The organism is Micromonospora sp. HK10, from assembly GCF_000982955.1.
Lineage (GTDB): Bacteria > Actinomycetota > Actinomycetes > Mycobacteriales > Micromonosporaceae > Micromonospora.
The window spans coordinates 38,925-45,873 of sequence record NZ_KQ058749.1 but is presented as its reverse complement, the minus strand read 5'-3'; the positions used below and the strand labels follow the sequence as shown (position 1 = coordinate 45,873).

Here is a 6,949-nt window from a genome sequence, read left to right as displayed (position 1 = left end):
CGCCCACGCCGCCGGCGCCCTGTCCCTCGACGACGCCGCCAAGGTGGTCGCACTGCGGGCCCAAGCCCTGCGGGCACTGATCGGGCACGGCGACATGGCGTCTCTCGCCCTGCCCGCCGACCAGGTCACCGAACTCCTCCACGGCTCGGAAAACCGAGCGCACATCGCCACGGTCAACGGGCCGAACGCCACCGTCATCGCCGGCGACCCCGACGCCGTCGCGGCGGTCGTGGCCCACTGCAAGGAGCGGGACATCCCCGCCCGGGTACTGCCCGTCGGCTACGCCTCCCACACCCCCCACGTCGAAGCGTTGCGCGACGAGGTCCACACCGCCCTCGACGGCGTACAACCCACCACGACGGATGTCGCGTTCTACTCCACCTACACCGGCGACCGCATCGACACCGACACGCTCACCGCCGACTACTGGTACGACAACCTCCGCCACCCGGTCCAGTTCCAGACCGCCACCCAAGCCCTGCTCCGCGACGGGTACGCCACCTTCGTCGAGGTCAGCCCCCACCCCGTGCTCATCCAACCCATCGAGGACACCGCCGACCAGCACGAGATCGTCGCCCTACCCACCCTGCGCCGCGACACCACCAACCAACTCACCACCGCGCTGGCCACCGCGCACACCCACGGCCTGCCGGTGAACTGGCGGCCGCTGCTGCCGGCGGTGACCGCGCCGGTCGACCTGCCGCCGTACCCGTTCCAGCGCCAGCGCTACTGGCTCACCAGCCGGCCCACCGCCGGGGAACCGGCCGACCTGGGCCAGGGCGCGGCCGACCATCCGCTGCTCGCCGCCGCCATCGAGCTGCCCGACCAGGAGGGCATGCTCTTCACCGGCCGGCTCACCCTCGACCGGCAACCCTGGATCGCCGACCACGCCGTCACCGGCACCGTCCTGCTCCCCGGCACCGCCTACGTCGACCTCGCCCTGCACGCCGGACACCACACCGGACACCCCCACCTCGACGACCTGACCATCGAGACGCCGCTGATCCTCGACCCGGACACCGACCTGCAGCTCCAGGTCGAGGTGGGCGCGCCGGACGATGCCGGGCGGCGGGCCCTCACCATCCGCTCCCATGGCGACGGCCAGGAGTGGACCCGGCACGCCACCGGCGCCCTCACCGCCACCCCGGCCCCGGCCGAGGCGGACCCCGAGCCGGCCGGCTGGCCACCCGCCACCGCCGCCCCCGCCGACGTGACGACCGCCTATCCCGACCTGGCCACGACCGGTCTCGGGTACGGGCCGGCGTTCCAGGGTGTCCGGGCGGTCTGGCGGGACGGCGACGACGTGCACGCCGAGATCCGCCTCCCCGACGAGGTGGACGTCGACGGGTACGCCATCCACCCGGCGCTGCTCGACGCGGCCCTGCACCCGCTGGCCCTGACCGGCGACGCCGACGGCGTCCGACTGCCGTTCGCGTGGACCCGCGTCACCCTGCACGCCACCGGATCCCGGGAGCTGCGGGTGCGACTCGCCGCGACCGGCCCGGACACCGTCCGGCTGACCGCCACCGATCCCGCCGGCGCACCGGTGGTCACGGTGGCCGGGCTGACCGTCCGCCCGCTGCCGGCCGAGCAGCTGCGCCAGGCGGGCGGCCGGAACACGCTGCACCGGGTGGCCTGGTCACCGGTGGTCGCCACCGGCGGGCTGCCGTCGGCCGTACCGCCGGCGGTCGGGCTGGACGACCTGGTGGCGTCGCTGGCCGCCGCCGAGCCCGTGGCGGAGACCGTGCTGGTCCGGGCCACCGGGCCGGACGCCACCGGTGATCCGCTGGCGGTGCACGAGGTGGTCGAACGGACCGTGACCGCGTTCCAGGCGTGGCTGGCCGACGAGCGCACCGCGGAGAGTCAACTGGTCGTGCTGACCCGGTGCGCGGTGGCCGCGCGCCCCGGCGACCCGGTGGCGGATCTGGCCGGGGCGGCGCTCTGGGGGCTGGTCCGCGGCGCCCAGGTCGAGCACCCGGACCGGTTCGTCCTGGTCGACACCGACGACCATCCGGGCAGCGTGGCGGCGCTGCGGGCGGCGGTGACGACCGGCGAGCCGCAACTGGCGGTACGCGAGGGCACCCTGCTGGCCCCCCGGCTGGCCCGGTACCGGGCCGTCGAGGCCGCGCAGGGCGCGGGCCAGGGTGGCGTCGTCGGTGACTCGGGACCGGCACCCGCCGCCCTGGATCCGGAGGGGACGGTGCTGATCACCGGCGGCACCGGCACCCTCGGCGCCCTACTCGCCGAACACCTCACCACCACCGGCCAAGCCCGACACCTCCTGCTCGCCAGCCGACGCGGCCCCGACGCACCCCAAGCGACGGAGCTGGTCGACCGGCTCACCCAACTCGGCGCCACCGCCACCGTCGTCGCCTGCGACACCGCCGACCCCGACCAGGTCCACACCCTCATCACCGGCATCCCCACCGACCACCCCCTCACCGCCGTCTTCCACACCGCCGGCGTCCTCGACGACGCCGCCCTACACACCCTCACCCCCCACCAGATCCACACCGTCCTACGCCCCAAAATCGACGCCGCCTGGCACCTCCACCACGCCACCCACCACCTACCCCTGACCGCATTCGTCCTCTACTCCTCCGCCGCCGGCACCCTCGGCAGCCCCGGCCAAGCCCACTACGCCGCCGCCAACACCTACCTCGACGCCCTCGCCCACCACCGCCACACCCTGAACCTCCCCGCCACCAGCCTCGCCTGGGGCTACTGGGCCCACACCACCGGCATGACCAGCCACCTCACCACCACCGACCAGACCCGGATCACCCGCAACGGCCTGCTACCCATGCCCACCGACCACGCCCACACCCTGCTCGACACCGCCCTGGCCAGCGGCGAACCGACGCTGGTGCCGGTGGCGCTCGACCTGGCCGCGTTGCGGGGCGGGCCGGTGCCGGCGATGCTGCGGGGCCTGCTGCCCGAGTCCCGCCGGCCGGCGGCCGGCGCCGCGCCGCGGGTGGCGCTGGCCGAGCGGCTCGGCGCCCTCGACGAGGCCGAACGCCTGCCCTACCTGCTCGGGCTGGTGCGCGAGCAGATCGCGACCGTGCTCGGGCACGCCGATCCGCAGGCGGTCGAGCCGCAGCGCACGTTCAAGGACCTCGGCTTCGACTCGCTCACCGCGGTGGAGTTGCGCAACCGGCTCAACGCCGCCACCGGGCTGCGACTGCCGGCCACCCTGGTCTTCGACCATCCCACGGCGGACGCCCTGGCCGGCTACCTGCTGACCCGGATGCCGGTGAGCGGGGCGGGCCGCACCGGGGACGTTCTCGACGAGCTTTCCCGGCTGGACCGGGTGCTCGCCGAGGCCACCCTCGACGAGGCCACCTTCCAGGAGGTGAGGAACCGCCTCCAGCGGCGGCTGGCCCTGCTGGGCAAGCGGTGGGAGCCCGCCGAGGGCGGCGACCTGGACGACCGGATCCACACCGCGTCGACGACCGAGATCTTCGACTTCATCGACCAGGAGCTGGGCCGGAAGGTGGGCTGAGCAGCGGCAGTCCGGCACGGCGGCGGGACCGGCCGCCGTGCCGGGCCGAAATCCGTTGACGGAGTGAGTACTCACTCCGTACCGTGACGGCATGACGGAGACGACAAGCCGGCGCCGGGCGCCGGGGATGAGTCCGGAAGACCGACGCGAGATGATCGTGGCCGCCGCCCTGCCGCTCCTGGTCGAGCACGGTGCCTCCGTGAGCACCCTGCAGATCGCCAAGGCGGCCGGGATCGGCGAGGCGACGATCTTTCGCGCCTTCACCGACAAGGACGAACTGTTGGACGCCTGCCTGGCGGCGGCCCTGCGCAACGACCACGTGCTGGCCGAGCTCGACTGCGTACCGCTGGATCAGCCGCTGGCCGCCCGGCTGACCGAGGCCGCCGCGACCCTGCACGCCTATCTCGAGCGGATGGGCGCGGTGACCGCCGCGATGCACACCGCCGGCCGCCGGCGCGAGCGCGCCAGGCCGGGTGACGGCGGGGCCACCGACAGCCGGGCGGACGCGGTGGAACGCACCCAGCAGGCGGTGGTCCGGCTCCTGGAACCGGATCGGGGCACGCTGCGGCTGCCCGTCGAGCAGCTGGCCGTCATCTTCCTCGGCATGCTGTTCGGACGGCGGGGAGCGCGGCGGGGAGCACCCGGCGGCGCGGAGACGCCGGTCGAGACGTTGGTCGACGTGTTCCTGCACGGCGTGGTCGGCAAGCCGGCCGACCCCTCCTGAGCCACCGCGCCCCCGCAGCGTCGGGCCACGGCCGCGGCGCACCGACCGCGCACCGGTCCAGGACGGCAGCACCGCGAGCCCCGGAACGGCAGCACCGCAGGCCCGGGGACGGCAGCACCGCGTGCCTCAGGACGGCAGAACCGCGGGCCCCGGAACGGCAGCCCCCGGCCCGCGGGCACCGTGCACAGTGGGCGGGCTCAGCGCCGCACGGGCGGATCCGTGCGGCCGTTGTCCTCGTCGGAGCTGAGCCGCAGCGAGCCGGTCAGGGCCGCCCAGGCGCGCCGTTCCCGGCGACTCAGCGGGGGCGCCGGCCGGACGTCGGGATGGGCGGCGGACCCGCTTCCGCCAGGGTTCCGGCGCGGCGCCGGAACGGCAGCGGACGCGTCCCGACCGGCCGGACGTCGCCCGGCCGGGTCATGCCCCGCCAGGCCCCGGCCGGTCAGGTCCCGACCGGCCGGGTCCGGCCCGGCCGGGTCCCACCCGGCCTGGTCCCCGGCGGTCGGGTCCGGGGCGGCCGGGGTCCAGCCGGGCGGGGGGCCGCCGGCCGGGGCGGCCCAGCCGCCAGGCGCCCCCGCCACCGTGCCGCCGGGCGGTGTGGGCGGCACCCAGCCGCTCATCGTCACGGCGAAGTGCGGCAGGATCGCCCAGCACTCGCGCCACCAGGCGCGCAGCGCCGACCACACCCGGCTCCGGCCGTTCACTAGGCGCGCTCGCCGGACACCTTGAAGCCGCCGAACTTGCCCGCCTTGACCTTGCCCGACAGTTGGCTGCCGTGCACCGTCAGGTCGAAGGTCACCGTCATCTTCAGGTGCGGCAGCTTGGCCTTGAACTGCAGCGCGTCCCCGTCCACCGTGCCGTCGAAGATCTCGGTCGACAGGTTCTGGCCGGTGTTCACCATCGTGCCGGTCACCGTGCCGGCGTTCTCCACGAGATCGACGGACACCTGCTGGCGACCCATCGGCGACTCGATCACCAGGTTCCACTTACCGTCCACGCTCATCGTGGGGCCTCCAATCCGTGCCGGGCGACGGGTTCGACCGGGCGGCGTAGGGGGTCATCGTCCGGTACCGGACCAAAGGCAGCTTGAAGCGCGCGTTGTGGTCGTACCCGGTCAACCGGACGCCGGGCGGGCGCCCGCCGGGTCGGCCGGCCGGCGCGCGGCGGGCGGCCCGGCCACCGGGACCGCGATGGCGGCGAGCACGAGGCCGCGCCGGGCGAGCCACCGGCCGGTGAAGCCGCCGAGCGGGCGGCCGTCGGGCAGCGCCGGCGGCGGCACCAGCAGCCGGGCCCGGAAGGTACCGGCCGCCGGGTCGACGGTCACGTCGGCCTCCTCGAAGTCCAGCCAACGCCCGGTGAGCGGGTACCAGGCCTTGTAGACCGACTCCTTGATGCTGAAGAGCAGCCGGTCCCAGCGCACCGAGGGCTCGCGCCGCACCAGCTCGGCGACCCGCGAGCGCTCCTGCGGCAGGGCGATCGAGTCGAGGACCCCGGCGGGGAGCGGTTCGTTCGGCTCCGCGTCGATCCCGGTGCTGAGCAGGGTGCCGGCCCGGGCGGCGACGGCGGCCCGGTAGCCGGCGCAGTGGGTGATGCTGCCGACCGTGCCGTCCGGCCAGCGCGGCTCGCGGCGTGGCCCGGCCAGCAGCGCGACGGGCGGCACGCCCAGTTCGGCGAGGGCCCGGCGGGCCAGGTGCCGACCGGTGGTGAACTCCCGCCGCCGCTTCTCCACCGCGCCGCCCACCAGCGCCTCCTCGGCCGGCAGGAGCCGGGCCTCCGGCGGGTCGTCGTACGCCTCGGCCGCGGCCACCCCGGCGGGCAGCAGCTCCTCGATCACCGCACCGGCTCCGGCAGGAGCACCCGGCGCACCGGGCGGGGTGGGGTGGCGCGCCGCCGCCACTCCCGCGGGTAGCCCAGCGAGACCTCCTCGAAGCGCACCCCGTCGTGCACGGTGGTCCGCGGGATGTGCAGGTGGCCGTAGACCACGGCGGCGGCGCGGTGGCGCAGGTGCCAGTCGGCGGTCAGCTCGGTGCCGCACCACTGCGCGAACTCGGGATAGCGCAGGATCCGGGTCGGCTCCCGGACCAGCGGATAGTGGTTGATCAGCACGGTCGGTACGGCGGGGTCGAGCGCCGCCAGCCGGCGGTCGGTCTCGGCCACCCGGGCCCAGCACCAGGCCTCCCGGCTCGGGTACGGGTCGGGGTGCAGCAGCATCTCGTCGGTGCAGACCACCCCGGCGGCGTACGCCCGCTCCAGCGACTCGGCCTTGGTGGCGGTGCCGGGGGCACGGAACGAGTAGTCGTAGAGCAGGAAGAGCGGGACCAGGGCCACCGGGCCGCCCGCGCCGGTCCAGACCAGGTAGTCGTCCTCCGGGGTGCGGACGCCCAGGTCGCGGCAGAGCCGCACCAGTTCCCGGTAGCGCGCCTCGCCGCGCAGCTGCACCGGATCCTGCCGGGGCGTCCACAGCTCGTGGTTGCCGGGCGCCCAGATCACCGTGGCGAACCGGCTGCTGAGCAGGGTGAGCGCCCACTCGATGTCGGCGAAGAGCTCGCCGACGTCACCGGCGACGATCAGGCAGTCGTCGTCCGTCTCGGGGTGCAGGCCCGCCACCACGTCCCGGTTCTCCTGGTACGCCACGTGCAGGTCGCTGACCGCGAGCAGGTTGCCGGTGCGGGTCTGCCCCACCTGGTTCACCTCCGCTGCTGTCGTGGGTCCCGACGATAACCACG

6 protein-coding genes are annotated in these 6,949 nt (G+C 75.1%); 2 read left to right on the top strand and 4 right to left on the bottom strand.

Translation table 11 applies throughout. From position 1 onward, the window contains the following. The coding region (locus LQ51_RS09395; RefSeq protein WP_046564321.1) for a type I polyketide synthase at nucleotides 1-3,502 on the top strand (3,502 nt) is incomplete at its 5' end. A 91-nt stretch (nucleotides 3,503-3,593) separates the two neighbouring features. Further along, nucleotides 3,594-4,226: a TetR/AcrR family transcriptional regulator gene (locus tag LQ51_RS09390; protein ID WP_197087609.1), complete on the top strand. Its 633-nt coding sequence runs from the start codon at nucleotides 3,594-3,596 to the stop codon at nucleotides 4,224-4,226. A 197-nt stretch (nucleotides 4,227-4,423) separates the two neighbouring features. Here the strand turns inward: LQ51_RS09390 and LQ51_RS31130 are convergent, their stop codons facing one another. The 4 genes from LQ51_RS31130 to LQ51_RS09370 all read right to left on the bottom strand — a co-directional run bounded on the left by LQ51_RS31130 (nucleotide 4,424) and on the right by LQ51_RS09370 (nucleotide 6,905). Continuing rightward, complete coding sequence (locus LQ51_RS31130; RefSeq protein ID WP_052744795.1) at nucleotides 4,424-4,927, bottom strand: hypothetical protein; 504 nt, start codon at nucleotides 4,925-4,927, stop codon at nucleotides 4,424-4,426. Beyond that, on the bottom strand, nucleotides 4,927-5,226 hold the full coding sequence (locus LQ51_RS09380) for a hypothetical protein (RefSeq protein WP_046564319.1): 300 nt from the start codon (nucleotides 5,224-5,226) through the stop codon (nucleotides 4,927-4,929). Before LQ51_RS09380 ends, LQ51_RS31130 begins: the two co-directional genes overlap by 1 nt. Nucleotides 5,227-5,337: 111 nt before the next feature. After that, a complete protein-coding gene (locus tag LQ51_RS09375) occupies nucleotides 5,338-6,057 on the bottom strand; it encodes a 4'-phosphopantetheinyl transferase family protein (RefSeq protein WP_046564318.1) in 720 nt (239 codons plus the stop codon). After that, nucleotides 6,054-6,905 (bottom strand): metallophosphoesterase family protein, encoded by an 852-nt coding sequence (locus LQ51_RS09370; protein ID WP_046564326.1) that lies wholly within the window; start codon nucleotides 6,903-6,905, stop codon nucleotides 6,054-6,056. The genes LQ51_RS09375 and LQ51_RS09370 overlap by 4 nt, the downstream gene beginning before the upstream one ends. Between the last annotated feature and the right edge of the window lie 44 nt (nucleotides 6,906-6,949).